General features: G+C 64.4%; 1 protein-coding gene. It reads left to right on the top strand.

From position 1 onward, the window contains the following. Window positions 1-159 precede the first annotated feature (159 nt). Complete coding sequence (locus A5788_RS04120) at window positions 160-1,470, top strand: ISL3 family transposase (protein ID WP_064870566.1); 1,311 nt, start codon at window positions 160-162, stop codon at window positions 1,468-1,470. The last annotated feature ends 15 nt before the right edge of the window (window positions 1,471-1,485 follow it).

Genomic DNA, 1,485 nt, shown 5'->3' with positions numbered 1-1,485 from the left:
GGCTCTTCCGAATTGACGGTGCGTAGAACGGGTTCTAGGGACCACAAGATGTGGGTGAGCAAGATCGCGGGGTGTGGGCGGTGAGCCTGGGGATGTAGGCGGGTCCTGTGGTGTGAGGATGAAAGTTCCTACACAACCATCCGGACACCAACAGGACCCATGACGCAGCGTAGCGCTATTGCCGACACGATTTGCCGCACCATCGAGCTCGGGGTGACGATCACCGACGCCGCCCTTGACGGCGAGGACCGTACCCACGTGTTCTGCCAGGTCCTGGCCCCGAACAACACGTGTGCCGGATGCGGGCAGCCGGGCCGGCTGCGTGATCATGTTGACCGGGAGGTTGCTGATCTGCCGATCGTGGGGCAGCCGACGAGGCTGCATATCGCGGTGCCGCGCTACGTGTGCGCCAACCCCGACTGTGCCACCACGATCTTTCGTGCCGACATCTCCACGATCGTGGCGCCGCGGGCCCAGGTCACCCGACGGACCACGACCTGGATTCTGCGGTCGATGATCTGCGACAAAATGAGTGTCTCGGCGGCCGCGGCTGCGGTCGGGTTGAGCTGGAACACCGTGAACACCCTCGCCCTGGATGCGGCCCGCACGTTGGCCTCTGCGCCGGCACGCCTGGACGGCGTGCAGGTCCTCGGAGTGGACGAGCACAAGTGGAAACATGTTCGCGGTCATGGGGATTCGAGTTTCGTGACCGTTCTGGTCGACCTGACGCCGATCGTTGACGGTACCGGCCCAGCTCGCTTGTTGGACATGGTCGCCGGGCGGTCGAAAGCGGCGTTGAAGGACTGGCTCGATGCCCGCGACCCCTCGTTTCGGGATCGGATCCGGGTCGTCACCATGGACGGATTCTCCGGGTATCGCACCGCGACCGCCGAAACCCTCGACAAGGCGCGTGCGGTGATGGATCCGTTCCATGTCGTGCACCTGGCCGCTGAGAAGCTGACGGTGTGTCGTCAACGCGTGCAACAGGATACGTGCGGCCATCGTGGCCGCACCGGTGATCCGCTCTACGGCATCCGCCGCCCGTTGCTGACCCGGATCGGATTGTTGACCGACAAGCAGAAGACCCGTCTACGTGCCGGCCTGGACGCCCGTGAGGAACACGTGGCCGTCGCGGTCACCTACGCCGTCTATCAGGAGTTGATCGACGCCTACGGCCAGCCGAACAAACGCGACGGGAAGATCGCGATGTACAAGCTGCTCAAGCGTATCCACACCGGCGTCCCGACCCAGTTGGCCGAACTCGCCCAACTCGGCCGCAGCCTATGGGCCCGGCGTGCGGAGATCCTGGCCTACTTCGACACCGGCGCCTCCAACGGACCCGTGGAAGCCATCAACGGGCGTCTGGAACACCTCCGCGGCATCGCGCTCGGATTCCGCAACCTCGGCCACTACATCTTGCGGTCACTCATCCACTCCGGCGGCCTGGCACAACACCTCGATGCACTCTGAATTCGGAAGAGCCTG

This window comes from Gordonia sp. 852002-50816_SCH5313054-c (assembly GCF_001665925.1).
Classification (GTDB): Bacteria; Actinomycetota; Actinomycetes; order Mycobacteriales; family Mycobacteriaceae; genus Gordonia; species Gordonia jacobaea.
Note: the sequence above shows the minus strand (reverse complement) of the source record. Positions and strands in the feature narration are given on the sequence as shown.

Excerpts from the sequence above, each read along its gene's own strand:
- A5788_RS04120 (WP_064870566.1), top strand. The coding sequence starts at position 160 with ATGACGCAGCGTAGCGCTATTGCCGACACGATTTGCCGCACCATCGAG.